This window comes from Nostocoides sp. HKS02 (assembly GCF_009707485.1).
Classification (GTDB): domain Bacteria; phylum Actinomycetota; class Actinomycetes; order Actinomycetales; family Dermatophilaceae; genus Pedococcus.
The window spans coordinates 2,866,960-2,889,845 of record NZ_CP046121.1 but is presented as its reverse complement, the minus strand read 5'-3'; the positions used below and the strand labels follow the sequence as shown (position 1 = coordinate 2,889,845).

Genomic DNA, 22,886 nt, shown 5'->3' with positions numbered 1-22,886 from the left:
CTGATGGTCGCCCCGGTCGAGCCGCTGAGCGCCCCCGTCGACCCCGACGAGGCGCTGCGCCGGATCGCCTTCCTGCTCGAACGGGAGCGGGCGGGCACCTACCGCGTCGAGGCGTTCCGCAACGCCGTCGTCACGGTCCGCGAGACACCGACCGAGGAGCTCGCGGCCCGTCACTCCGCCGGCACCCTGCAGGACCTGCCGGGTATCGGGAAGTCCACGGCCGCGGTGGTGAGCGAGGCGATGGACGGTGAGTTGCCGGCATACCTGAAGTCGTTGCAGGACAAGGCGAAACCGTTGGTGACGGGCGGTGAGGAGCTGCTCGCGAAGCTCAAGGGTGACTGCCACTCGCACTCGAACTGGTCCGACGGCGGCAGCCCCATCGAGGAGATGGTCCTCACCGCCGTCGAGCTCGGGCACGAGTGGCTGGTGCTGACCGACCACTCGCCCCAGCTGCGCGTCGCCAACGGGCTCACCGCCGAGCGGCTCACCAAGCAGCTGCGAATCGTCGATGCGGTGAACGCGTCCCTCGACGGGCAGTTCCGGCTGCTCAAGGGGATCGAGGTCGACATCCTCGACGACGGCTCGCTCGACCAGACGCCGGCCATGCTCGACCAGCTCGACCTCGTCACCGCCAGCGTCCACTCCAAGCTGAAGATGAACCAGTCCCCCATGACCAAGCGCATGGTGGCCGCCGTCTCGAGCCCCCGCGTCAACGTCCTGGGGCACTGCACCGGGCGACTGGTCACCGGGTCGAGGGGCACGCGGGCGCAGTCGGAGTTCGACGCGAGGGCGGTGTTCGAGGCGTGCGCGGAGCACGGCACGGCCGTCGAGATCAACAGCAGGCCGGAGCGGTGCGACCCGCCCGACGAGCTCGTGCTGCTGGCGCTGGAGATCGGGTGCCTGTTCGCCATCGACTCCGACGCGCACGCCCCTGGACAGCTGGAGATGAAGGCGTACGGGTGCGAACGAGCCGAGCGGCTGGGCGTGCCCGAGGACCGCATCGTGACCACGTGGGACGTCGAGCGCGTGCTGGCGTGGGCTGCCGGAGGGTGACAGCTGCCCGTTTTGGATATCGGGCCACTCAACCCCTATGCTTTCCGAGTCCTCGACGGATCCGAGCGCTGGTGCGCTAGAGGCGAGGATCGGTTGAGAGGCCGGTCCCCATCGTCTAGCGGCCTAGGACCCCGCCCTTTCACGGCGGTAGCACGGGTTCGAATCCCGTTGGGGATACGCAGCACAGCACCACCCAGGCCCCGTAGCGCAGTTGGTTAGCGCGCCGCCCTGTCACGGCGGAGGTCGCCGGTTCGAGCCCGGTCGGGGTCGCCCTGCATGAGCTGAGGCCCGCACACCACGTGTGCGGGCCTCAGTCGTGTCTGGTCCCGGCGTCAGCGGCTGACCTCGATGGCGATCTTGCCGCGGACGTGACCGCCTTGGCTGAGCTCGAACGCCTTGGCGGTGTCCTTGAGGGGGAAGCTCGCGGCCACCGGCACCGTCAGCGTGCCCGCGTCGGCGAGGTCGCCGAGCGCCGTGAGGTCCTCCGCACTGGGGCGGACCCACATCGACAGACCACCGTGCTCCTCGACGCTGGCGTCGGTCACCGACCCGTGTCGTCCGCCGGGCTTGAGGACGGCCAGGGTCGCCTCGAGCACGCCACCGACGAAGTCCGCGACCACATCGACTCCCTCGGGCGCCAGCTCACGAACGCGCGCGGCCAGCCCATCGCCGTAGGTCACCGGCTCGACGCCGAGGCTGCGCAGGAACTCGTGGTTCGCCTCGGAGGCGGTGCCGATCACCCGTGCGCCCATGGCACGGGCGATCTGGACGCCGAGGATACCGACTCCCCCAGCCGCCGCGTGGATGAGGACCGTGTCGCCTGCCGTGGTGTCCAGCCGGCGGAGCAGCTGGTATGCCGTGAGGCCGGCGAGCGGCAGGCCCGCGGCCTCGTCCCAGTCGAGGGACCGCGGCTTGCGCGCGACGGTGCGCACCGGCGCCGTGACCAGCTCGGCATACGTGCCGCCATGCACCCAGTCCTTGCGGGCGTAGGCGATGACCTCGTCACCGACCGCGAACTCCGGGGTGTCCAGACCGACCTTCTCGACGACTCCGGCGACGTCCCATCCGGGGATCGCGGGGAACTGGACGTTCATCAGGCCCGCGAGGTAGCCCTTGGCCACCTTCCAGTCGACGGGGTTGACCGAGGCACTGCGCACCCGGATCAGGACCTCCCCGGGGCCGACCTTGGGGTCGGGGACCTCGGAAAGGGCCAGGATGTCGAGGTCGCCGAACTCTTCGTAGGTGATTGCCTTCATGGTGGCGGCAACTGGGGTTCCGGCGGGGGTATTCCGTGCCGTGGCGCCGGCTCGGCTCGATTCGAGAGTGGATGGGCGGATCGGCTATGATCCTGCGAGTCGCGACGGTCCCCCGGGCTCTCAGCAGCACCTCCCTGAGGCCGCCGCGATTGCATGTCCAGCACCACCACGGCCAGGTAGCTCAGTTGGTACGAGCGTCCGACTGAAAATCGGAAGGTCGGCGGTTCGACCCCGCCCCTGGCCACCACCAAAACCGCAGGCCAGATGTCTTCTGGCCTGCGGTTTCGTGTTTCCCGAGACCAAGCCGGGGGATTCTAGGGCGGCCCGCACGTTCCCCGCAGGCGATCGACGAAACGTTGACCGAATCACACCAAACGTATGGCAACGGCATACGCGAAACGCCCCAAATCTGTCCCGATGCGCCCCCGGAACGCCGCTTCGGTGCGAGTGTTGCACCACGCAACTAAGAGGTGGACGCGATGACGGCAGAGCTCAACCGAGTCGAAGCACTACCGGTACGGAAGCCCGGGGCCCCGACCGACGAACCACCCGGCACTGCTACGCCGGTGGTGCGACTCACGTGCCCGTCCTGCTCGGCCGAGCTGACGTCCATGCTGGATCACGCGGTCGCGCCCGGCGGAGCCGGAAGCGCCCAACCGGTGACGTGGACCGCTGAAGCAGCAGTCGTGGCCGCGACGTTGAAGGCGCTCCTTGCTTCGGTCGTCGAGGTGCCAGAGGTCACGCCAGAGGTCACGCCAGAGGTCACCGCATCCGCGCCCGTCGAGGTGACCAGCTCAGCCCCCAAGACGCCCCACCTGCGGCTGCTTCCGCCGTCCGCCGAGGACCCCGCCGCCGATGCAGTGACCACGGACGACGACGAGGCAGCGACCACGGACGACGCCGAGCCGGGATCCGCGGACGCCGCGAACCTGCCCCAGGCGGTCGCCACTCGCCGTCGCCGCCAAGGCTTCTTCTCACGGCTGCTGACCGTGCGGACGTTCCGGGTGGAGCGCGACGTGGCGAGAGGGGCGCGCGACCACGACGCCGCAGTGACTGCCCTCCTCGATGGCGCCGCGGGCGACGGCGTCCTGTCGCTCCACCACCACCGTCTCCCCGGGCGACGGGCAGAGGTCGCCCACGTCGCGATTGGCGCGTCAGGCATCTTCGTCATCGACGTCAGGCACCACAAGGAGGACGGGCCCAGGACGGATGCCACCGCGGCGGTCCGTGCCCAGGTGGCTGCGCTCCGGTCGAGCCTGACTGCCATCGAGCTGGGCGACGTGCACGTGGAGGGCCTCCTCTGCGTGGACACGAAAGGTCTTTCCGATCCTGCGGCGCACGGCGAGGCGTCCGAGGTAGCCGTGGTGTCGCTCGACCACCTCACCAGCCTGGTCACCGTCACCGGCCCCCTGACCGACGACCATCGCGTGACGCTCATCGAGTTTCTGCGGACCCAGATGACCTCCTCGCGCTGACGAAGGGCTAGCCTCCCGGTAAGCAATGCCGAGCAAGGAGGTGCAGCCTTGGTCGATCGACTGCTCCCACGCGTCACGAACGGCGACATCATCGGTCCCGTCGACGCCAGCCAGGTCCCTCGCTATGCCGGTGCGGCCACGTTTGCGCGCCTGCCCCGCATCGACGAGGTCGAGCGCGCGGACGTCGCTGTCGTCGGGGTGCCGTTCGACAGCGGCGTGAGCTACCGACCTGGTGCGCGGTTCGGGCCGGCGCACATCCGACAGGCATCGCGGCTGCTGCGGCCCTACAACCCCGCACTGGACGTCGAGCCGTTCAGCGCCCAACAGGTCGTCGATGCCGGCGACATCGCCTGCAACCCCTTCGACATCGCCGCGGCGATCGGCGAGATCGAGGCCGGCGCGCGGGCGCTGACCGCATCGGTCCCTCGGCTGCTCACCCTGGGCGGCGACCACACGATCGCGTTGCCGTTGCTGCGCGTCATGGCCGAACGACACGGACCGGTCGCCGTGCTGCACTTCGACGCCCACCTCGACACCTGGGACACCTACTTCGGATCGCCCTACACCCATGGCACGCCGTTCCGGCGCGCGTCGGAGGAAGGGCTCATCGACCTGAAGCACTCGATGCACGTGGGCATTCGTGGCCCCCTGTATGCCGCCAGCGACCTCCCCGACACCGAGCGGCTCGGCTTCGCCACCATCACGTGCGAGGACGTCGAGCTGCGTGGTCTCGGTGCCGCCGTCGAGCAGATGCGTGAGCGGCTGGGCGACGCGCCCGTCTACGTCTCGCTGGACATCGACGTCCTCGACCCGGCCCATGCGCCCGGCACCGGCACCCCCGAAGCCGGAGGGTTGACGTCGCGCGAGGTCCTCGTCATGCTTCGTGCGCTTGCCGACCTCGACGTGGTCTCCGCCGACATCGTCGAGGTCGCGCCCGCGTACGACCACGCCGAGGTGACGGGCATCGCCGCCGCGCACGTGGCATACGAGCTGTTGTCCGTCCTGTGTCGTCCGTCCTGACCTGCCAACCAAGGAGTCCGCATGTCCGTTGAGTCGCCGCCTGCAGGTACCGGCCGCATCGCCGGGGTCGAGGTCCGATCCATCGACTACGTGCCGCTGAACGAACGGCACGGCAAGGTCTGGAGCCAGGGCCCGCTGTGGTTCATGAGCAACGCCCAGATCGCGACCTTGGCTGTGGGCACGTTCTCCATCGTCGGCGGTGGCAACCTCCTCTGGTCCCTCATCGCCATCGTGGCCGGCGCCCTGTTCGGCACCTTCTTCATGGCGTTCCACTCCGCCCAGGGACCCCAGCTCGGCCTCCCCCAGATGATCCAGTCACGTCCCCAGTTCGGCTACATGGGGGCGCTGCTGGTCTGGGCCTTCGCCTACCTGCAGTACGCAGGCTTCAACATCTTCAACACGATCCTGGCGGGCGACGCCCTGCACACGACGATCCACGGCCCCGCCAAGCTCTGGATCATCGTGGCCACCGTGGTCGCCGCGGTGGTGGCGCTCGTCGGCTACGACCTCATCCACGGCGTCGAGCGTTGGCTGACCCTGGGCTTCCTCATCATCTTCGGGGTCCTCACGATCGCGGTCTTCACGCTCGGGTACCCGTCGGGGTCCTTCAACCTCAGCGGGTTCAAGTGGACGCCGTTCCTGATCCAGTTCGGCGCGGTCGCCGGCTACCAGATCAGCTGGGCGATCTACGTCTCGGACTACTCCCGCTACCTGCCCCCGAACGTCACCGTGCGCAAGACGTTCTTCTGGACCTACTGGGGTTCGGCGCTCGGCGCGATCTGGCTGATGTGCCTGGGTGCCGCGCTGGCCGCGTGGGCGGGCTCGAAGTTCGACACGATCGCCTCGCTCAAGGACGCCGGCGACCACGTGTTCAGCGGTTTCGGTGCCATCGCGCTCGTCTTCTCTACCCTGGGCCTGATCTCCGTGACCGCGCTGAACATGTATGGCGGGTCGCTCACCATGATCAGCGCCATCGACTCGTTCTCGAAGGTCCGCCCCACGGCGACCGTGCGCATCGTCACCATCGCTGTCACCGCGGTCCTCTCGCTCGTGCCCGCGCTGTTGATCGGTGCCAACTTCCTCACCAACTTCGAGGACTTCCTGCTGCTGGTCCTCTACCTGTTCGTCCCGTGGACCGCCGTGAACCTGGTCGACTACTACATCGTGCGCCGGGGCCACTACGCCATCGCCGAGATCTTCAACCCGCGCGGCCTCTACGGCCGATGGGGCTGGCGCGGCATCGCGGCATACCTGCTGGGGTTCGCGGCGATGCTGCCGTTCCTCAGCACCAGCAAGTACACCGGGTTCGTCGCGAACGACCTGAAGGGTGCAGACATCTCGATGTTCGTCGGCCTGCCGGTCGCGGGACTCCTCTACTTCGTGTTCGCCAAGTCCATCAACATCGACGCCGAGACCGCGATCGCCAAGGCTGAGGCGGTCGAGCTGGAGAAGGCGGCGATGCAGCACCTGCGCCCCGAGTGACGCCCCGAGTGACTCCGCTCCAGCCTTCGTCGAGCGACCGGGCCGACGCCTGGCAGACCGCGGAGGACATCCGCGCTGGCCGGGTCACCTCGGTGGAGGTGGTGACCCGGTCGCTGGCCCGGATCCACGAGCTGCAACCGGACGTCAACGCGTTCACCGTGGTCCTGGACGAGTCGGCGTTGGCTTCGGCGCGGGAGGCCGACGCGGCTGTCTCGCGGGGTGGGCCGCTGCCGGCGCTGCTCGGCGTACCAGTCTCCGTCAAGGACCACATCTGGATGACCGACACGCCCGCGACGAACGGGTCGCTGGTCCTGCGCGACTTCACCCCGCCCGAGGATGCCGTCCCGGTGGCCCGACTCCGTGCCGCCGGCGCGGTCATCGTCGGCAAGACCAACAACCCCGAGTTCTGCTACCGCGGGTACACCGACAACCGGCTCTTCGGCTTGACCCGCAACCCCTGGGATCTGCAGCGGACACCGGGCGGCTCGAGCGGGGGTGCGGGAGCCTCGGTGGCGGCCGGGATGACCGCGATCGCGCTGGGCACCGACGGCGGTGGGTCGATCCGGATCCCAGCGTCGTTCTGCGGCGTGGTCGGTCACAAACCGACCTTCGGTCTGGTGCCCAAGGAGCCGGGCTTCAAGGGCTGGAAGACCCTGTCCGTCGATGGTCCACTCGCGCGGTCGGTGCGCGACGCGGCCCTGATGCTCTCGGTGATGGCCGGCCCGGCAGCGGCAGACGACCTGAGCCATCCCGGCCCGCCGACCGGCGACTACCTCGCCGCCGTCGCGCAGGAGCCGGACCTCACGGGCCTGCGGGTGGCCTGCTCGGCTGACCTCGGGATGCTGCCCGTCGATCCCGATGTGCGATCAGCCTTTGCCGAGGCGCTCCAGGTTCTGGCAAACCTCGGCTGCGAGCTGGTCGAGGCCGCGCCGGCGACGGGCCACCCGACCGAGCTGTGGAACACCATCGCGCTCGCCGAGGGCTACTCCTCCGAGGGGCCCCTCCTCGCGTCGCGAGAGCTGATGTCGCCCGGAACCGCCGAGATCGTCGAGGCCGGGCAGGCCATCACCGGCGGCCAGTACGTCGACGCCCTCCACGAGCGGGCCGCCTACACCCGGGTGTGGGCCGAGTTCTTCGAGCAGTTCGACGTGCTGGTCACCCCGGCGATGCAGCTCACCGCGTTCCCGGTCGGGTTGCAGACTCCCGAGCAGATCGAGGGCCAGCCGGTCGACCCGTTCTTCGACGACTGGTGCACGATCTGCCTGCCGGCCAACCTCACCGGGATGCCTTCGACGGTGGTGCCCGCCGGGTTCGGCGCGGGCGGACGGCCGATCGGCCTGCAGGTCATCGGTCCGCGGTGGGCTGATGCGCTCACCCTGCGGGTCGCCAACGCCTTCGAACGGGCCACCCCGTGGAGCAGCTACCAGCCCCTGTCCTAGGCGAGCGCCGCTCGTTGCCGCGCGCATACGGGGTGTCGCGGAGCGGGACCCGGACGTAGATTCAGGCAATGACGCCTCCCGACCGTCCCGCCACCCTGGGTGAGCTCGTCTCCAGTGGCTACTCCCACCGTTCCGTCAAGCAGGAGCTCCGCGAGAACCTGCTCACCAGGCTCCGATCCGGCGAGGAGGCCTTTCCCGGGATCGTCGGGTTCGACGACACCGTGCTACCCGAGCTCGAGGCCGCACTCCTCGCGGGTCACGACCTCGTCCTGCTCGGCGAGCGCGGCCAGGGCAAGACCCGCCTCATGCGCACCCTCGGCCAGCTCCTCGACGAGTGGGCGCCAGCAGTCGCCGGGTGCGAGATCAACGACGACCCGACCCAGCCGGTGTGCACCCGGTGCCTGCGCCTCAAGGCCGAGCTGGGCGACGACCTGCCCGTGGTCTGGCGACACCGCACGGAGCGGTATGCCGAGAAGCTCGCCACCCCGGACACCAGCGTCGGTGACCTGATCGGCGACGTCGACCCGGTGAAGGTCGCGCAAGGACGCACCCTGGGCGACCCCGAGACCGTGCACTACGGGCTGGTGCCGCGGTCGAACCGCGGTGTGTTCGGCCTGAACGAGCTGCCCGATCTCGCCGAACGGATCCAGGTGGCACTGTTCAACGTCCTCGAGGAGCGCGACATCCAGATCCGGGGCTACTCCCTGCGCCTCCCGCTCGACCTGCTCCTTGTCGCGACGGCCAACCCCGAGGACTACACGAACCGTGGGCGCATCATCACCCCGTTGAAGGATCGCTTCGGAGCCGAGATCCGGACGCACTACCAGGAGGAGGTGGCCGACGAGGTCCGACTGATCTCCCAGGAGTCCCACCTGGTCGCCGAGGTTCCCGAGCACCTCATCGAGGTGATCGCGCGCTTCACGAGGGGCCTGCGCGAGTCGTCGGCCGTCGACCAGCGCTCGGGGGTGTCGGCGCGGTTCTCCATCGCCGCCGCCGAGAGCGTGGCAGCCTCGGCCCTGCGCCGCGCGGCCCGGGTCGGTGAGCCGGCGGCAGTCGCCCGCATCTGTGACGTCCCCACCGTGGTGCCGACCCTGCTCGGCAAGGTCGAGTTCGAGATGGGTGAAGAGGGCCGCGAGCGCGACGTGCTCGACCACCTGCTCCGCGTCGCGACGGCGGAGACGTTCCGGGCACGGCTGGCCGGGCTCGACCTGTCCGGCTTCACCGACCTGTTCGCCGAGGGCGAGGTCGTCGAGACCGGCGAGCTCATCCCGGCGGCGGACCTGCTCGCCCAGATCGGCGCAACTCCCGGCTTGTCCAAGGTCCTCGACCGGCTGGGCCACGGCGACGACGTGGGCCCGGGTGTCGTGGCCGCGGCGGTGGAGTTCGTCCTCGAGGGGCTGCACCTCACGCGACGCCTCGACAAGGACACCGTCGCCGGACGCACGGTCTACGGGGCCTGACGGTGGCCGGCATACCGGGTCCGTCAAGCTCGCACCCCTCCCATGGCTCGCATGGCGACCGGTTCCGCTACGGGCCGTGGCATGGCGGGGCCGACCCGCTCGCGCCGCCGTTCGACGTGCGTGCGGCGCTGGACCAGATCGGCACCGACGTCCTCGCGGGTGGCTCGGCGCGAGAGGCGCTGCGCGACCTGCTCCGTCGCGGGCTGGATGGTCGCCGGGGCCTGGACGCCCTCACCGAACGCCTCCGGCGAGCCCGCGACGCGGCCCGCCGTCGCGGCGACCTGTCAGGGACACTCGACCAGGTTCGTGCCGCACTCGACCAGGCGATCGCCACCGAACGCGACACCCTCGCCGGCGAGCAGGGGGGACGCCGCCCGGCTCGCCGAGCTCGACCTCGCCACGCTTCCCGACGACGTCGCCGGTCAGGTGCGGGCGCTGGCCTCCCACGAGTGGCACTCCCCCGAGGCGAAGGCGATCTACGACCAGATCGCCCGGCTGCTCCAGCGCGAGGTGCTCGACGCCCAGTTCGCAGGGCTGGCGCAGGCCCTCTCGGGGCAGGACCCCGAGGCCATGGCCGCCGTCCGCGACATGGTGGCCGACCTCAACCGGTTGCTCTCCGCCCATGCCCGCGGGGAGGACACGACCGACCTGTTCCGGGAGTTCATGGACAAGCACGGCGAGCTGTTCCCCGAGAGTCCACAGAACGTCGACGAGCTGATCGACGCACTGGCCCGTCGCCAGGCCGCCGCCGCGCGGATGATGGCATCGCTCAGCCCTGAGCAGCGCCAGCAGCTCGCCCAGCTCCTGAGCGACGCGCTCGCGGACGCCGACCTCGCGTCCGAGATGGCCCAGCTGTCCGACAACCTGCGGGCCCTGCGCCCCGGCCTCGACCGTTCCAGCCCGGCCGGGATGCGACCGGGCGGCGAGCCACTGGGGTACCGCGCCGCCGTCGAGGCGGTCGCCGATCTCGCCGACCTCGAGGCCCTCGATGCGCAACTCGGTCAGTCGTATGCCGGGTCGAGCCTGGACGATGTCGACGTCGAGCGGCTGGAGGAGCACCTCGGCGGTGATGCGGCGCGCGACTTCGAGGCGTTGCGGCAGCTGGAACGCGAGCTGGAGCGACAGGGCTACCTCAGCCAGGGGGACGACGGCCTCCGGCTCACTCCCCGGGCCGTACGTCGCCTCGGCGAGACGGCGCTGAAACGCGTCTTCGAGGGTCTCTCGGCCGAGGGCAGGGGCGACCACGACGACCACCGGACCGGCCAGGCGGACGAGCCGACTGGCCTGACCCGCGCCTGGCAGTTCGGCGACGAGCAGCCCCTGGACGTCGTCCGAACGGTGTCGAATGCCTTGCGTCGCAGCGGAATCCACCCAGGACCCGTGCAGCTCGAGGTGGCCGACTTCGAGGTTGTCGAGACCGAACGGCGCACCACGGCCGCCGTCGCGCTCTGCGTCGACATGTCGTTCTCCATGGTCAACGAGGGTCGCTGGGGGCCGATGAAGCAGACCGCTCTCGCGTTGTCACACCTCGTGCAGACCCGGTTCCGCCAGGACGCGCTCGAGATCATCGGCTTCACCATCGCAGCACGCCGCCTGACGCCGGTGCAGCTCGCCGAAGCCGAGCCCGAGTGGGTCCAGGGCACCAACCTCCAGCACGCCCTGGTACTCGCCTCCCGGCACCTGCGCCGCCACCCCCAGGCCCAGCCCGTGGTGCTGGTCGTCACCGATGGCGAGCCAACGGCGCACCTCGGGGACGGCGGCCTACCGATCTTCCACTGGCCCACCAGCCAGGCCACGCTCCGAGCCACGATCGCCCAGGTCGACGAGCTGCGCCGGACCGGGGCTGCGCTGAACGTGTTCATGCTCGGCGAGGACCCTGGGCTTGCGAGGTTCGTCGACGCGGTGGCCCGGCGGGCCGGCGGTCAGGTCTTCACCCCGAGCGTCGACCGGCTCGGGGAGTACGTCGTGAGCGACTACCTCCGCACCCGGCGCGGTCGGCGTCGCGCGGGCTGACGACGCTGCCATCCAGCTGACTGCTCGGCTCAGCCGAACTGCGCGCCGGTGTCCGCTCCGGAGTAGGAGCCCGGCGTCGCGAGGTAGCCGCCGGTCGCAGCCCCCAACACGAGTCGACGGCGCACCTCACGCATGAGGTCCTCGTTGGCGACGCGGTGCATCGCGACCTGGGGATCGGCCTCGACCTCGACGTGCAGGCCGCAGCCGTGCGCGGCATGCATGACGATCTCGCGCACCGACACGTTGAGCGCCCGCGCCAGCCCGAGCATGGCCTCGGGCGTCGGCCAGCCCATGAGGACAGGTGACTCGAACAGGACCTCGAGCTCGCACCGGTCGAGCCCGGAGCGCTCGACGAGCACCTCACGGCTCCAGCCGAGCAGGCCCATCTGCTCGTGCACGTAGCTGCCCAGGCTGTTGGTCACTCGCGCCTCCGCGTCTCGATGGTTCGTACCGGGTGGTACTCCAGCCATTGCAGCGGTCGGCGCGGGTCGTCAGCGGGCACTTTGCCAACCCTTGACCATTCACTCCGCCGTTCGGGCGAGGGGTGGCCTCGTCCTAACCGTCAAGACCGAGCTCGCGCAGCACCTCGTCAGTATGCCGCCCCAGCGTGAACTCCTCAGCCGGCCACCGACCGGGGGTCCGCGAGAAGCGCGGGGCCGGCGCCGGGTGCACCGGACGGACCGCGGTGGGACCGTCCACAACGGGAGGCAGGGCATACGTCGCCCGGGCCGTGAGGTGGGGGTCGCTCACGGCCTCGGCGGCGGTCAGCACCGGGGCCACGCAGGCGTCGCGGTCGGCGAACCAGTCGACCCAGTCCTGTCGCGACCGGGTCGCGAAGACGTCCTCGAAGAGCCGGCTCACGCGGGGCCATGACCCGGAGTCCATCTGCTCGGCTGCCAGCGCACCGACGTCGAGACCGAGTCCTGCCAGCAGCCGCTCGTAGAACACCGGCTCGATCGCTCCCACAGCCATCCAACGGTCGTCGCTCGTGCGGTAGCAGCGGTAGAAGGGAGCTCCGCCGTCGAAGAGGTTGGCGCCACGCGGCCTCGACCACATCCCCGACGAGAGCATGGCCTGGTGCATCGCCGTCATCGAGGCCACCCCGTCCACGATCGCGGCGTCGACGACCTGGCCCACGCCGCTCGCCCGCGCGTGCACGACCGCTGAGACGATGCCGAGCGCGAGCAGCATGCCACCGCCGCCGAAGTCCCCCAGCAGGTTCAAGGGGGGCACCGGCCGACCGTCCGGGCCCGCAAACGTCTCCAACGCTCCGCTCACCGCGAGGTAGGTGATGTCGTGGCCGGCGAGGGCGGCATACGGGCCGTCCTGTCCCCAGCCGGTCATCCGCCCGTAGACCAGGCGCGGGTTGCGGGCGAGGACCTCGTCGGGTCCGAAGCCGAGGCGCTCGGCCACCCCGGGGCGAAAGCCCTCGACCAGCACGTCAGAGCGCTCGGCGAGCGCCAGCACGGTCTCGCGGCCGAGGTCCGACTTCAGGTCGAGCACGACCGAACGCCGGCCACGCAGCAAGACCTGGTGGGTCGCCCTCAGGTCCTCGCCGGGGCGGTCGACGCGGACGACCGATGCGCCGAGATCGGCGAGCATCATGGCGGCGAACGGCCCGGGCCCGATCCCTCCGACCTCGACGACGGCGAGGCCCGCCAGCGGACCGGTGTGCGATGCCTCGGCCATGGGCGCACGCTACCGGCACCGCACGTCGTCCAGACTCCCTGCACCCGAGCGGCGCGCCGGTCCCTGCATCCGGCGACGCCCCGGCTGGACTGACCCCGATGGACTCCGGCGTCAGATGACGTCAGCGAGCAATGCGCGGACTTCGGCTTCGCGATACCGGCGATGGCCGCCAAGCGTGCGGATGGAGTTGAGCTTCCCTGCCTTGGCCCAACGGGTCACCGTCTTGGGGTCCACGCGGAACAGCGAGGCCACCTCGGCGGGCGTGAGCAACTTCTCGACCTCGGTGGTGCGAGTAACCATGATCTCTCCTCGTGCAGGGGATGTGCCTCAATAATCGGACAAGGCGACCCCAATGGGAACATTCCTTACGGGTGGTCCGGGATGGCTCGTCGGTACTAGTCACCCGTCCACCATGTGAGCCGGAATACCCTTGGATGTGACGCGCGACCCGCGTCACCCCAGCTGGCCCGACCCAGCACCGACCCGCGCCACCCCGCGCCACCGAGCCCAAGGAGTCACCACCGTGACCGCGTCCACGTCGCCCACCCAGCCCACGGCCCCGCTGTCCACCGACACGTCCCGCCACGAGCAGGTCGTGTTCTGCCACGACCGCACCACTGGCCTGCGGGCCATCATCGGCATCTACAGCACGGCTCTCGGGCCCGCGCTGGGCGGCACGCGGTTCTACCCCTACGCCAGCGAGGACGCCGCGCTCAGCGACGTCCTGCGGCTGTCCAAGGGCATGGCCTACAAGAACGCGGTGGCTGGGCTGGACCTCGGTGGTGGCAAGGCCGTCATCATCGGCGACCCGACGACGGACAAGACGCCCGAGCTGCTGCGCGCGTACGGCCGCTTCGTCGAGAGCCTCGGCGGCCGGTACGTCACGGCCTGCGACGTGGGCACCTACGTCGCCGACATGGACGTCGTGAGCGAGACGACGCGCTTTGCGACCGGCCGCTCGGAGGCCAACGGCGGCGCCGGCGACTCCTCGGTGCTCACGGCATACGGCGTCTTCCAGGGGCAGCGCGCCTGCGCCCAGCACCTCTGGGGCGCTCCCACGCTCAAGGGCCGCACGGTCGGCATCTCGGGCGTCGGCAAGGTCGGCCGGATCCTCGCCGGCCACCTCCTCGAGGACGGCGCGACCGTGGTCGTCACCGACGTGAACGAGCAGGCCCTCGCCGACCTCGTGGCCAAGCACCCCGAGGTCGAGGTCGTCGCCGACACCTTTGCGCTCGTCGCCGCCGACCTCGACGTCTACGCCCCCTGTGCCCTCGGGGGTGCCCTCGACGAGGTCACCGTCGAGAGCCTGCGCGCCACGGTGGTCTGTGGCGGCGCGAACAACCAGCTGGTGACCGAGGGCGAGGGGGGCACGGCCGACCGGCTGCGGGAGCGCGGCATCACCTACGCGCCCGACTTCCTGGTCAACGCCGGCGGCGTGATCCAGGTCAGCGACGAGCTGCACGGGTTCGACTTCGAGCGCGCCAAGAAGGGCGCGACAGCGATCTTCGACCACACCCTCGAGGTCCTGCAGACGGCCGACCGCCTCGGAATCAGCCCTGCCGCCGCGGCGGACCACATCGCCGAGGAGCGGATGGCCGCCAAGCAGGCTGGCGGGATCTGGCTGCCCGCTCGTTGAGACGCGGGTCTCGTCACAGAATTTGCGCCGCTCCTGTAGCGTAGGACCCACGACACATACACATTTCCCGGGACCGCTCCGTGGAGCCGAGGCGCCGACTTGGCGACTCGACAAGGCGATGCCGTCCCGGCAGACGCATGAGGGGGTCACGCCATGGGGCGCGGCCGGGCCAAAGCCAAGCAGACCAAGGTCGCTCGGGAGCTGAAGTACTTCTCCCCGAACACCGACCTGACGGCGCTTGAGCGAGAACTGCACGGGTCTTCGTATGCGGAGCCGGAGCGCGTCTCCGACGACTCCGCCAGCGAGGACGAGTACGACGAATACGGAAAATGGGCCTCTGGTCAGCGATGACCTGACGCCCTGATCCTCACCTCATGCGCGGGCTCCGGCCCGTGTCGAACACGCGATACCCGCACGGCACACGACCGTGTCGGTATGCCGCCGCGCCCTCCCGGGGGCGCGGCGGTCTACGCTCGCGCCCATGAGCAGCGACACCGGCACGCAGACGCGCGACCAGACGCGACGCCTGGGCATCGAGACGACCGGCATCGAGATCATCGACGAGGCCGAACGCACCGCCCGGCCGCGCGACCTGTTCTGGCCGTGGTTCGCGGCCAACGTCTCGGTGTTCGGGATCAGCTACGCCGGGTTCATCCTCGGCTTCGGCATCTCGTTCTGGCAGGCAGTGGGCGTCACCGTCATCGGCGTCGTGGTGTCGTTCCTGCTCTGCGGGGTCATCGCCCTCGCCGGCAAGCGGGGGTCCGCGCCCACGATGGTGCTCTCGCGGGCGGCGTTCGGCGTGCGCGGCCAGAAGGTGCCCGGGGTGATCTCGTGGCTGACCTCGATCGGCTGGGAGACCTTCCTCGCGATCCTGGCGACGCTGGCCACCGCCACGATCTTCACCCAGCTCGGCTGGGGTGGCGGCACCGGCACCAAGATCGTGGCGTGCCTGGTCACAGCGGCCCTGATCGTCACGGCGTCGGTCGCCGGCTACCACATCATCATGCGGCTGCAGTCGTGGCTGACCTGGATCACCGGGGCTGCGACCGTGGTCTACATCGCGCTGACCCTGGGGCACCTCCACTGGTCCGCCGTGAGCGCCATCCCGGCCGGCTCGACCCAGTCCGTCATCGGTGCGCTCGTCCTGGTGATGACCGGGTTCGGCCTGGGCTGGATCAACATCGCCGCCGACTGGTCGCGCTACCAGCGCCGGGACGCCTCGGGCGCCTCGATCGTCGCCTGGAACACCTTCGGCGGTGCCGTCGCACCCGTCCTGCTGGTGGTCTACGGCCTGGCCCTGGCCGGCTCCGACCCCAAGGTGCTCAAGGGCATCGGCGCAGACCCCATCGGCACCCTCGCCACCATCCTGCCGATCTGGTTCCTGCTGCCCTTCCTCCTCACCGCGATCCTCGCGCTCGTCAGCGGGGCGGTGCTGGGCATCTACTCCTCGGGGTTGACCCTGCTGTCGCTGGGCGTGCGGATCGCCCGGCCGCGCGCCGCGCTCATTGACGGTGTGCTGCTCACCCTCGGCACGATCTACGTCGTGTTCTTCGCCCAGAGCTTCATCAACCCGTTCCAGTCCTTCCTCATCACCCTGGGCGTGCCGCTGGCCTCCTGGGCGGGGATCATGATCGCCGACATCGCCCTGCGACGCCGTGACTACGACGAGGACGCGTTGTTCGACCCGCGCGGACGCTATGGCGCGTGGGACTGGACCTCGATCGGCGTGATGGCCGCGTGCACGGTCCTCGGGTGGGGCCTGGTGGTGAACAACTTCGCGGACGACGCGACGTGGAACAACTGGCAGGGCTTCCTCCTGCACCCGCTGGGCCTCGCCACGTACGTCACCGCAGCCGACGGGTCGCACTCGTGGGACGGCGCGTGGGCCTACGCCAACCTCGGGGTGCTGCTCGCCCTCGCCCTCTCCTTCCTCGCGACGCTGTTGCTGCGCCGGGGGACCGTGCGCAGGCAGGAGGCTCGGTGAGTGACCAACCGTGGTTCGTCGCCATCGACATGCAGCGCGTGTTCGCCGACCCCCACAGCGAGTGGACCGCTCCGAGGTACGCCGAGGTCGAGCCCCGCGTGGCCCAGCTCGCCTCCGCGTTCGGTGACCGGTCGGTGTTCACCCGCTTCGTCGCCCCCGCCGAGCCGGGCGGCGCGTGGACGGCGTACTACGAGTCGTTTCCGTGGGCCCTGGAACCGGCCGACCACCCGCTGTTCGAGCTCACCGACGCGGTGTCGCCGCTGGCGAGACGGACGGTCCACGCGACGACCTTCGGCAAGTGGACACCGCAGCTGCGCGCCGTGGTGGGCGACCGGCCACGACTGGTGGTCGCCGGGGTCGCCACCGACTGCTGCGTCCTGTCAACGGTGCTCGCCGCAGCCGACGCGGGCGCCTCGGTGACCGTCGTGACGGACGCGTGCGCCGGGTCCAGCGACGACAACCACCAGAAGGCGCTCGACGTCATGGCCCTCTACCAACCGCTCACGTCGTTCCTGACGACGGACGAGGTGCTGTCCCGGCTGGCCTGACCGGCGGCCGGCTAGGCGCTGACGCCGTGACCCAGGAGGTGCCGGGTCAACCGGGTCGCGGACTCCTCCTGGTCGGCGTCCCGGCCGTCCCACGCGTCGTAGCCGCCCATCACGCCCTCGGCGACCGCTCCGCGCACGACCGCGTGCGCCAACCGGATGAGGGCCGGCTCGCTCAGCCCGGCGCGCAGGATGCCAGGAATGCGCACCTCGCCGACCGTGACCAGGTGGGCGAGCTGGACCGGGTCGTCGACGGTGAGGTCCCGGCCGCTGAGCAGGCGCTGCTGGGCCGTCCGCAGGATGTTGGCCCGCACGAGCGGGTCCAGGACCAGCAGTGCGTGACAGTGCAACCTGCTCAACGTCGCGAAGTCGGCCGTGGCCAGGACGTAGCGGTACTCACGGACGTCGCCCCGTTCGACGGGTTCGATCACGGGCTCTTCATGGCGCCGCCTGGTCAGCGGCAGCAGACTCATGCCCCGACGGTAGGCCGCAGGTGACCGGCGCACGTCGGCCAGAATGCGTCTTCTCGCTCCCTCAGGGGTATGAGCGGCTGTCGCAGGCCGGTGGCTCGGCCGCCCTACGGCACGCCGAAGGTGTCCGGGCTGCTCGGACCCACGATCGGCCCGTTGTAGGAGACGTGCATGTCCCTGGCCACGTGCCAGGGCTCGGCGAACGGACTGTCGTCGATCCCCGGGTCGACGGCCGGCTCGGTGCCGTCCCACCCGGCATACCCACCGAAGCGCCCGAACGACGCCTCGGCGACGATGACGCCCTCGGCCAACGGGATCAGCACGTTCTGCGGGCAGGCGCTCAGGAAGTCGCCCGGGCTGCGGCGCTCGCCGAGGACGATGAGATGGGCGATGCGGCGGACGTCATCCGGCGTCAGCCGCAGGCCCGCGACCAGGCCACGCTGCACCGCCTGGAGCACGACCACTCGGCGGGAGGGCGCCATCCGCTCCAGGACCTCGACGTGCGCTTCCTCCATGGCGTCCAGAGGGGCGGTGCGCAGCAGGAAGCGGTACTGCCGCACCGACAGGTCCTCATGGTCGGGCGCCCACACAGGTCAACGGTAGTCCTGGCTCACAGGCCACAACAACGTCAAGCGAGCGGGTGGTCACCGACGATCTGGACCGCGCCTCCCGTGACGCCCTTGGCGCCGCTGACGACCTCGTGCCCCTCGGCGACCGGCGCATCCTCGAGGGCCGTCACCTCGCCGACCACCCACGTCGGTATGCCGCGTTGCCCCAGCTCGCGGATGGCTGCGTCCACCTGGTCGGCCGGAAGCATCGCGACGAAGCCAACGCCCATGTTGAGGGTGCGCTCGAGGTCGGTGCGCGGCACGCGGCCCAGCGCGCCGATGGTGGAGAACACCGCTGGCGGGGTCCACGTCGCGCGGTCGAGCCGGGCGAAGACGCCGGGCGGGAGGACTCGGGCCAGGTTGGCGGCGAGCCCGCCGCCGGTCACGTGCGAGAGGGCGTGGACGTCGATGCCGTCGGTGCGGATGAGGTCGAGCAGGTCGGCGGAGTAGACCCGGGTCGGGGTCAGCAGCTCCTCGCCGAGGGTGCGGCCGAACTCGGGAACCTCACGGTCGAGGGCCCACCCCGCCGCGCCAACCACCGTGCGCACCAGCGAGTAGCCGTTCGAGTGCAGGCCGCTCGAGCCGAGCGCCAGCACCACGTCGCCGGGGACGACACGGTCGGGACCGAGCACGTCGGCATACTCCACCACGCCGGTGGCGGCACCGGCGACGTCGTACTCGTCGGGCTCGAGCAGCCCGGGGTGTTCGGCGGTCTCGCCACCCACCAGCGCGACTCGGGCCTGAGCGCACGCGGCGGCGATGCCGGAGACGATGGCGGCGATGCGCTCGGGGACGACCTTGCCGGTGGCGATGTAGTCGGTCATGAACAACGGCTCCGCGCCACACACCACGATGTCGTCGACGACCATGCCGACCAGGTCGAAGCCGATCGTGTCGTGGCGGTCGAGGGCCTGGGCGATGGCGACCTTGGTGCCGACGCCGTCGGTGGAGGTGGCGAGGACCGGCCGCGTCATCCGGGCGATCGCACTCGCGTCGAACATGCCCGCGAAGCCGCCCAGCCCGCCGAGGACCTCGGGCCTGGTCGCGCGGCGCACCGAGGCCTTCATGAGCTCGACGGCCTTGTCACCTGCCTCGACGTCGACGCCGGCGGAGGCATAGGTGATCGGTTCGCTCACACGGCCCAGCGTAGTGGTCTGGCCATTTGCCGGACGGCCGGCCTCAACCGCGGGATACTGCAGGCAGCAGGGGCCGATCTCAGGGGTTGGGGGCCTGTCATGTCCAGCGACTACCAGTACGACCTGTTGCGCACCTACCGGTACGTCCGGGCGGGGATGATCTTCCTCGTCGCGCTCCTGGGCACGTCGTTGTTCATCGAGGCCCGCGCCCATCACTTCTCGATCCAGCCGTCGATCAGCGCCTACTACTACACGCCGGTCAAGCCGGTGTTCGTCGCGGCGCTGTGCGCGATCGGTGTGCTGATGATCGTCTACCGGGGCAACACCAGCGCCGAGGACGGCTTCCTCAACGCTTCGGGCTTCCTCGCGTTCGTCGTCGCGTTCGTGCCGACCCGGCCCGAGGACAGCTGCGTCGTCAGCGACCTGCCCGGCGACACGGTGTCCGCGATCAGCAACAACACCTCGGCCCTGTTCATCGTGGCCACGGCGGCCTTCGTGTTCACCATGCTGCTGGAGCGGCTCAGCCCCGACCGGAACCTGCTCGGCTCACGAGGCGGTCAGGCCTCGGTGGTGTTCTCCCTGCTCGCGTTCGCCCTGCTCGCGCTGTACTTCGTGACCCGCCGGGACTCGTTCATCTGCAATGGTCACAACACGGCGGCGGTCCTGCTGTTCGTCGGCATCGTCATCGTGGTCGGGCTCAACGGCTGGGGTCTGGCCGTCAAGCAGGCCGCCCAGACGAACACGACGCCGCGCGAGCATCGCTGGAACCGGTACTTCTACGGCTTCGTCCTCATGCTGGTCTCGATCGCGCTCGTGGTGGTGCTGGGACCGGTCACGCACGTCCTCGCCAACTGGGTCTTCTGGCTGGAGGGGGCGCTGATCGGGCAGTTCGCGACGTTCTGGATCACCCAGACCGCCGAGCTGTGGAACGAGCCCCAACGCGGTGCCCCGATCGTGCCCCCGAAGTCTTGACCACCGAGGGACGGGGGCGAGCCCTTGACACGCGAGCGGCGGGGGCGAACCATACCGAGGACTGCAGCGTGGCCCGGGGCGCTCTACCTGCAGGGGGAACAATGAAGATTCGTCGTTCGCTCGCCGCCTTGGTGGGCATGGTCCTTGCTATCGGGATCCTCACGCCCAGCGCCGCTTGGGCCGTCAACCCTGGCTCGGTCACTCCGATCATCAACACCACGCCCGGCAGCGGCTCCCTCTCCTTCCATGCCAACGCAGTGGGCTGGTACCGCGGCACGATCGCAGTGTCGTACACCATGTACGACGGCCCCAGCGCGTCGGGCCCATGGTCGTACTACTACAGCGATTCACACACCTGCTACAGCTCGACCGCTTGCAGCACAAGCACCCAGGACGGCGCCTGCAGCAACGGTTGGTACAAGATGGTTGCCCGGGCCAGCGGTCCGGGCGGCAACGCGGAGAACAACGGAGCATCGGTGACGAAGTACGTCTGGGGAACTCTGGGCGCGGTGGCGCCGCAGACCCGGACGAGCTCGTTCAGCTGGGTCATCCCCGCCTCCATCGCGGCAGAATGCAGATACAAGACCACACCGATCTAGACGAGGGGAGTCTCGTTGAGTGACGTCTTCACCATCGACGATGTAGACGGGATCCCCGACGCGGAGCTCCCGCCTCCTATGCAGGTCTGGTGGGGCCGTTACCACGATGCGTCGCTCGGCCTCATGACCGACCAGCACGGACCGGTGCGCGGCACAGCCGACCGGGTCGTCGTGTCTCACCTCTTCCGCGTTGGAGCCGTGACGAAGTGCGTGAGCCACGACGACATCGCGTTGGTAGCCGGTATCAACGCGCGTCGGGACCTCCAGTCCCTGGCGGACGAGCTCGAGCCGCTCGCCTGGGGCCAGGACAGCCTGCGCGTGGACGGCCAGGACGTCGCCATCGCCACGCTTGCCCATCGTGGGCTGGAGTTCGCCGCCGGCGGAGACTTCATCAGGTACCCGTTCGTGCTGATCCGGCTCGAGGGCGGGTCGCCCCCGTGGCCCGCCCTGCGCACCGTGCCTGCGCCCCAGTACATCCACTGAACGGCATACACCGCGGTCCAGCGCTCAGGGGCGGGAGAGCGCGTCAGCGGCGCCGCCGCTGACGCCGAGCGACACTCCGTCGACGTCGAGGGGCAGCGTCTCGAAGAGGTTGGTGCCGAGGTGGCTGGCGCTCGGCACCCCGACGGGGTACGAGCCGGTGAAGCACGCGGTGCACAGGGCGGATGCCGGCTGGTCGGTGGCGGCGATCATGCCCTCCTCCGAGATGTACCCGAGGGAGTCTGCGCCGATCGAGGTGCAGACCTCCTCGACACCGATCCCGGTCGCGATGAGCTCGGCGCGGGTGGCGAAGTCGATGCCGTAGAAGCAGGGCCAGCGGACCGGCGGGGAGGAGATGCGGACGTGCACCTCGGCGGCCCCGGCCTCGCGCAGCATGCGGACGAGCGCCCGCTGGGTGTTGCCGCGCACGATCGAGTCGTCCACCACGACGAGCCGCTTGCCCTTGATCACCTCGCGCAGCGGGTTCAGCTTGAGCCTGATGCCGAGCTGGCGGATCGTCTGGGACGGCGCGATGAACGTGCGCCCGACGTAGGAGTTCTTGACCAGCCCCTGGCCATAGGGGATCCCGGACTCCTGGGCGTACCCGATGGCGGCCGGGGTGCCGGACTCGGGAGTCGGCATGACCATGTCGGCCTCGACCGGGTGCTCCCGGGCGAGAGTGCGACCCATCTCGACGCGCGACTCGTGCACGCCGCGGCCGTTGATCGTCGTGTCGGGGCGGGCGAGGTAGACGTACTCGAACACACAACCCTTGGGTTCGGCAGGAGCGAACCGCTGCGTGCGCAGGCCGTCCTCGTCGATGGCGATGAGCTCGCCCGGCTCGACCTCGCGGATCATCGAGGCGCCGACGATGTCGAGCGCCGCGGTCTCCGAGGCGACGACCCACCCCCGCTCCAGCCGACCGAGGACCAGGGGACGGATCCCCTGGGGGTCGCGCGCGGCATACAGGGTGTGCTCGTCCATGAAGACGAAGCAGAACGCGCCCCGCAGCTGGGGCAACAGGTCGAGGGCGGCCGCCTCGAGCGAGCGGTCGGGGTCGTCGGCGAGCAAGGCCGTGACCAGCGCGGTGTCCGTCGTGTTGCCGCGGCCGAGCTCACCGCCGGCATGGCCGTAACCGTCGGCGCGACGCTCGGCCACGAGGTCGCGCAGCTCGATGGAGTTGATGAGGTTGCCGTTGTGAGCCAGGGCGACGGTGGACTCCGCGTGGCCACCGAGCGTCGGCTGGGCGTTCTCCCAGGTGGAGCCACCCGTGGTGGAGTACCGGCAGTGGCCCACCGCGAGGTGACCGCGCAGCGAGGCCAGGGAGCGCTCGTCGAAGACCTGGGACACCAGCCCCATGTCCTTGTAGACCAGGATGCTGTGCCCGTCGGAGGTGGCGATGCCCGCCGACTCCTGGCCGCGGTGCTGCAGCGCGTAGAGGCCGTAGTAGGTCAGCTTGGCGACGTCCTCGCCAGGAGCCCAGACGCCGAACACCCCGCAGGCGTCCTGCGGGCCCTTCTCGCCGGGAAGCAGATCGTGGGAGAGCTGTCCGTCGCCGCGTGCCACGGC

Annotated in this window: 22 protein-coding genes and 3 tRNA genes; 17 read left to right on the top strand and 8 right to left on the bottom strand. The window is 70.1% G+C overall.

The features are described 5' to 3' along the window. Positions 1-3: 3 nt before the first annotated feature. The 3 genes from GKE56_RS13930 (at position 4) to GKE56_RS13920 (ending at position 1,323) form a co-directional block, all read left to right on the top strand. Positions 4-1,053 carry a PHP domain-containing protein gene (locus GKE56_RS13930; protein WP_154685040.1) on the top strand — a complete coding sequence of 350 codons (1,050 nt, stop codon included), beginning with the start codon at positions 4-6 and terminating at the stop codon, positions 1,051-1,053. Positions 1,054-1,157: 104 nt separating this feature from the next. After that, a tRNA-Glu gene (locus tag GKE56_RS13925) sits at positions 1,158-1,230 on the top strand. Positions 1,231-1,249: 19 nt separating this feature from the next. Further along, a tRNA-Asp gene (locus GKE56_RS13920) sits at positions 1,250-1,323 on the top strand. A gap of 62 nt (positions 1,324-1,385) precedes the next feature. On the opposite strand, the gene GKE56_RS13915 is transcribed toward GKE56_RS13920, so the two are convergent. Continuing rightward, a complete protein-coding gene (locus GKE56_RS13915; protein ID WP_154685039.1) occupies positions 1,386-2,309 on the bottom strand; it encodes an NADP-dependent oxidoreductase in 924 nt (307 codons plus the stop codon). 170 nt (positions 2,310-2,479) lie between these two features. On the opposite strand from GKE56_RS13915, the gene GKE56_RS13910 reads away from it, so the two are divergent. The 7 genes from GKE56_RS13910 to GKE56_RS13880 all read left to right on the top strand — a co-directional run bounded on the left by GKE56_RS13910 (position 2,480) and on the right by GKE56_RS13880 (position 11,198). Further along, positions 2,480-2,556 (top strand) — tRNA-Phe (locus tag GKE56_RS13910). A gap of 439 nt (positions 2,557-2,995) precedes the next feature. Continuing rightward, positions 2,996-3,784 (top strand): hypothetical protein, encoded by a 789-nt coding sequence (locus GKE56_RS13905; protein ID WP_154685038.1) that lies wholly within the window; start codon positions 2,996-2,998, stop codon positions 3,782-3,784. 48 nt (positions 3,785-3,832) lie between these two features. Then, positions 3,833-4,804 (top strand): agmatinase, encoded by a 972-nt coding sequence (gene speB / locus GKE56_RS13900; RefSeq protein ID WP_230208986.1) that lies wholly within the window; start codon positions 3,833-3,835, stop codon positions 4,802-4,804. 21 nt (positions 4,805-4,825) lie between these two features. Continuing rightward, on the top strand, positions 4,826-6,286 hold the full coding sequence (locus GKE56_RS13895; RefSeq protein ID WP_195908132.1) for a cytosine permease: 1,461 nt from the start codon (positions 4,826-4,828) through the stop codon (positions 6,284-6,286). Positions 6,287-6,294: 8 nt separating this feature from the next. Continuing rightward, positions 6,295-7,725 carry an amidase gene (locus tag GKE56_RS13890; protein WP_195908131.1) on the top strand — a complete coding sequence of 477 codons (1,431 nt, stop codon included), beginning with the start codon at positions 6,295-6,297 and terminating at the stop codon, positions 7,723-7,725. A gap of 68 nt (positions 7,726-7,793) precedes the next feature. Then, complete coding sequence (locus tag GKE56_RS13885; protein WP_154685036.1) at positions 7,794-9,185, top strand: sigma 54-interacting transcriptional regulator; 1,392 nt, start codon at positions 7,794-7,796, stop codon at positions 9,183-9,185. Positions 9,186-9,491: 306 nt separating this feature from the next. Beyond that, positions 9,492-11,198: a VWA domain-containing protein gene (locus GKE56_RS13880; protein WP_230208985.1), complete on the top strand. Its 1,707-nt coding sequence runs from the start codon at positions 9,492-9,494 to the stop codon at positions 11,196-11,198. Between the two features lie 29 nt (positions 11,199-11,227). On the opposite strand, the gene GKE56_RS13875 is transcribed toward GKE56_RS13880, so the two are convergent. The 3 genes from GKE56_RS13875 to GKE56_RS13865 all read right to left on the bottom strand — a co-directional run bounded on the left by GKE56_RS13875 (position 11,228) and on the right by GKE56_RS13865 (position 13,187). Beyond that, entirely contained in the window at positions 11,228-11,620 is a 393-nt protein-coding gene (locus GKE56_RS13875) for a hypothetical protein (RefSeq protein WP_154685035.1), read from the bottom strand. A gap of 133 nt (positions 11,621-11,753) precedes the next feature. Continuing rightward, positions 11,754-12,887, bottom strand: coding sequence for a CaiB/BaiF CoA-transferase family protein (locus GKE56_RS13870; protein WP_154685034.1), 1,134 nt, complete (start codon positions 12,885-12,887; stop codon positions 11,754-11,756). A gap of 111 nt (positions 12,888-12,998) precedes the next feature. Next, entirely contained in the window at positions 12,999-13,187 is a 189-nt protein-coding gene (locus GKE56_RS13865; RefSeq protein ID WP_154685033.1) for a BldC family transcriptional regulator, read from the bottom strand. A gap of 223 nt (positions 13,188-13,410) precedes the next feature. On the opposite strand from GKE56_RS13865, the gene GKE56_RS13860 reads away from it, so the two are divergent. The 4 genes from GKE56_RS13860 (at position 13,411) to GKE56_RS13845 (ending at position 17,055) form a co-directional block, all read left to right on the top strand. Then, on the top strand, positions 13,411-14,523 hold the full coding sequence (locus GKE56_RS13860; protein ID WP_230208984.1) for a Glu/Leu/Phe/Val dehydrogenase dimerization domain-containing protein: 1,113 nt from the start codon (positions 13,411-13,413) through the stop codon (positions 14,521-14,523). Between the two features lie 153 nt (positions 14,524-14,676). Next, the gene (locus GKE56_RS13855; RefSeq protein WP_154685032.1) at positions 14,677-14,874 is read left to right on the top strand and encodes a DUF3073 domain-containing protein; all 198 of its coding nucleotides are present in this window, start codon (positions 14,677-14,679) and stop codon (positions 14,872-14,874) included. A gap of 130 nt (positions 14,875-15,004) precedes the next feature. Continuing rightward, complete coding sequence (locus GKE56_RS13850; RefSeq protein ID WP_154685031.1) at positions 15,005-16,507, top strand: cytosine permease; 1,503 nt, start codon at positions 15,005-15,007, stop codon at positions 16,505-16,507. After that, a complete protein-coding gene (locus GKE56_RS13845) occupies positions 16,504-17,055 on the top strand; it encodes a cysteine hydrolase family protein (protein ID WP_230208983.1) in 552 nt (183 codons plus the stop codon). The genes GKE56_RS13850 and GKE56_RS13845 overlap by 4 nt, the downstream gene beginning before the upstream one ends. Before the next feature lie 11 nt (positions 17,056-17,066). On the opposite strand, the gene GKE56_RS13840 is transcribed toward GKE56_RS13845, so the two are convergent. The 3 genes from GKE56_RS13840 to purM all read right to left on the bottom strand — a co-directional run bounded on the left by GKE56_RS13840 (position 17,067) and on the right by purM (position 19,266). After that, positions 17,067-17,525: a hypothetical protein gene (locus GKE56_RS13840; protein WP_154685030.1), complete on the bottom strand. Its 459-nt coding sequence runs from the start codon at positions 17,523-17,525 to the stop codon at positions 17,067-17,069. 104 nt (positions 17,526-17,629) lie between these two features. Then, positions 17,630-18,112 (bottom strand): hypothetical protein, encoded by a 483-nt coding sequence (locus tag GKE56_RS13835; RefSeq protein ID WP_154685029.1) that lies wholly within the window; start codon positions 18,110-18,112, stop codon positions 17,630-17,632. A gap of 38 nt (positions 18,113-18,150) precedes the next feature. Further along, a complete protein-coding gene (gene purM, locus GKE56_RS13830; RefSeq protein ID WP_154685028.1) occupies positions 18,151-19,266 on the bottom strand; it encodes a phosphoribosylformylglycinamidine cyclo-ligase in 1,116 nt (371 codons plus the stop codon). Between the two features lie 99 nt (positions 19,267-19,365). On the opposite strand from purM, the gene GKE56_RS13825 reads away from it, so the two are divergent. From GKE56_RS13825 to GKE56_RS13815, 3 genes are all read left to right on the top strand, one after another. Continuing rightward, positions 19,366-20,238, top strand: a complete 873-nt coding sequence (locus GKE56_RS13825; RefSeq protein ID WP_154685027.1) for a hypothetical protein — start codon at positions 19,366-19,368, stop codon at positions 20,236-20,238. Positions 20,239-20,339: 101 nt separating this feature from the next. Next, entirely contained in the window at positions 20,340-20,837 is a 498-nt protein-coding gene (locus tag GKE56_RS13820) for a hypothetical protein (protein ID WP_154685026.1), read from the top strand. A gap of 15 nt (positions 20,838-20,852) precedes the next feature. Beyond that, positions 20,853-21,320 (top strand): hypothetical protein, encoded by a 468-nt coding sequence (locus tag GKE56_RS13815; protein WP_154685025.1) that lies wholly within the window; start codon positions 20,853-20,855, stop codon positions 21,318-21,320. 24 nt (positions 21,321-21,344) lie between these two features. On the opposite strand, the gene purF is transcribed toward GKE56_RS13815, so the two are convergent. Then, the gene (gene purF / locus GKE56_RS13810) at positions 21,345-22,883 is read right to left on the bottom strand and encodes an amidophosphoribosyltransferase (protein ID WP_154685024.1); all 1,539 of its coding nucleotides are present in this window, start codon (positions 22,881-22,883) and stop codon (positions 21,345-21,347) included. Between the last annotated feature and the right edge of the window lie 3 nt (positions 22,884-22,886).